The following is a 2,678-nucleotide window of genomic DNA, read 5'->3' on the forward strand; positions in this document are numbered from 1 at the left end:
CTCGTATGCCGACCACCGTGCCTACGGACACAGCTCCTGTCTTCAGCAGCATGCACAGCGCCGTCAAGCCTGCCGTCATCGCTCCCTTCAGCACACCGCCAATCACCGAGAGCATTTCCCCCAGCGCCAGTCCTGCGCTCAGCAGCGCTCCCGCGGCTCTAGCCCCTACCGCTCCGATCCCGGCTGCCGCCTCCTGCTCCGATCGCTGCGCCGCCTCATAGTCCGCCATCGGCATCAGCGGCGGCTCGTATACGCGCGGCAACGGCTTCACCGTCACGGGCTTCTTCGTGCGACCCTCCTGCTTCAGCAACGGGGTTCTCACATCGCTCTCCCCATCCAGCACCACGCTGCTCGCCGCGCCGTTCGATGTAACGTATTAGCGTTATTTAGGTTATAAAATTGATGCATTTGATGTGCGTACCGAATTGTAGAAATCTTTATACCGGTATTGCATGGGTTATATGTGTTATTGGTTGAATCATGGGTTCATTCGGGGCTGGGTGGGGGTTACTTCATTAACCGCCGCCATCTATTTCTGAGAATGAAAAAGGCCACAACACGGACGGCTAACTCGCATTGTGGCATTGTACAATCTTGTTTGTGGGGTTATATTCCAATATTACACTAAGTCTTTGACAGATCCTCTTAAAGTACAATATCTTGAAGACCCACTTTTACTACTTCTTCATTTTCAACACTAATACCCAATCCATGTTCTTGTTCCCAAGTGCAATCACATAATATCCCTACTCTTCTAATACCATCTTCGAAATCATATCTTATTAGCAAACCTGTAGGCGTAACAAGTCTCCCTAACTCGTCTATTGATGAAATCTTTGGAGCAATTTTTTCAACTTCTTCACTATCACTTTGCATTGCTCGATAATCTTCATAGTTCTCTAAATAATACTCTAAAATCTTATCTTCACTTTCTTTTACTATGCTGAGCATATTCGCTTTGAATTGCGAAAAAGCATCCCGTTGGTTCGAAGTAATTTCCTCATTCTCTTCTCCATAAATATTCAAAAGTATTTTTCGATTTTCCCCAAACATAGTTACCTCTGTCGTCCCTATCCATAAATCTTCATAAACAATTTCTCCAAACAGCTCATCTTTTTTCATTTTTAGAGTAACGTCCTGTCTTATAACTTCACTTACACCACCAAGGTGTCCAAATTTAGAATTAACACTACTCGGAACCAATTGTATGGTTTTTCCATCATTAAGTACCCTGCAATTTATGTGCAATGTTTCAAGCACTACATCCATCAGGAAACGTGAATGATTTTGAAACATCGGTGAGAAAGCGAACATAACAAAAAACAGGTCAATCATGATGGTATTATTGGTTGAATGATGGGCTCATTCGGCACTGGGTTGCCACCAAAAAATCAAGACTAGTACATTTGAGAACTTTGATTAGTTTACTGCTGACATTCCATTTTAATTTCTTCCCAGTCACTCTCACTTTTTTTTTCGTAAGTTATATAACCTTCAGTCGAATACTTATTTTTAAGTATCTTACTAGCGTCTGACTTACTACAATTCTTTTTCACATCAATCTCATCTTGTAAAAATAATACAAATAGAGAACTGGATGCATCCTTATTCGATAAATAAAAACCTAATAGTTCGTTATATTCAGAGCTAAAAAACAAACAAATATACTCTATTCTGAGTTTAATATTTTCCTTAGATTCAACCAAACCTTCATAACTTGCAAATAAATTAAAATCATCCAAATCGTAAATTCTATTCACTGAGATTAACGGATTCATGCCTCTTATATATAAACCTATAACATTACCATCATCTTTCTCAAGGAAAAGGACATGGTCTAATCTCTCATTATCATCCTCATCATGTAAATAAATAATATATGAAATTTCTTTTTGCTCGAAAAAATAATCAAACTTATTTGTAAAAGATATTATATAGTTATTCATAGTCGTCCTCACTCTCCAATCAAATCTAATTCGGATTTTAACTTACTTGATAAACGATCTCCTTTTTTATTTAAGAAAGTCAATATTTCGTTTGTTTGTCGATTAACTAAAACAACTGCATCCCCCTTAACAAAAGCATCTACAGACTCGATTGTATTCCATTCAAAAGGTTTCGAATTAGCGAGATTTTTTGAGTCCTTTACAATTGAGGAAACAAACTCTTTCATTCCTTCTTTATCCCCTTTTTTAACTGGAACACCTAAATCCCTTGAAGTTTCATAGATATCTTGAGCATGTTTTTTTAATTTCTTATCGAAATTCGGGCTAAAATTCGGCTCAGCCCCACTAGGTTTAGGGTCATCATTTCCCGTCCCCCCACTACCACTGCCCTTACTTCCTTCGCCACCCTTGCCGCTGTTTCCTCCATCCTTCTTCCCGTTCCCTGTACCAGACGAGGGCTCCTCCGGCTTCGCCTTCGGCGCTGCTGGCGGCGGGTTCGTTCCCGTGTTCTTCGACGGGCTGCTTCCGTTCGAATTCGGTCTTGGCGGCGTTCCTCCACCGCTCGTCAAGCCCATCGTGCCGTATCGCGATGCGTTCTTGACGTCTCGAATCGACATCACTGCATCCGCCAACGCCACCATTCCGAACCAGAACTGGTCATTCGCCGCCTGCTGTTCATTGTACTGTTCCCAGAACTCACTCCACGCCTCGTCTGCCTGCTCCTCGCTCGCA

2 protein-coding genes and 2 pseudogenes are annotated in these 2,678 nt (G+C 41.9%); all 4 read right to left on the bottom strand.

The genetic code is table 11. The features are described 5' to 3' along the window. Nucleotides 1-322, bottom strand: a pseudogene (locus ACY1JZ_RS25895) (hypothetical protein); the annotation flags it as partial. Nucleotides 323-645: 323 nt separating this feature from the next. Continuing rightward, entirely contained in the window at nt 646-1,122 is a 477-nt protein-coding gene (locus ACY1JZ_RS25900) for a DUF6985 domain-containing protein (RefSeq protein WP_462631655.1), read from the bottom strand. Between the two features lie 302 nt (nt 1,123-1,424). Further along, the gene (locus ACY1JZ_RS25910; RefSeq protein WP_462631654.1) at nt 1,425-1,946 is read right to left on the bottom strand and encodes a hypothetical protein; all 522 of its coding nucleotides are present in this window, start codon (nt 1,944-1,946) and stop codon (nt 1,425-1,427) included. 8 nt (nt 1,947-1,954) lie between these two features. Further along, nucleotides 1,955-2,678, bottom strand: a pseudogene (locus tag ACY1JZ_RS25915) (hypothetical protein); the annotation flags it as partial.

It is taken from the genome of Paenibacillus sp. J5 (assembly GCF_054955055.1).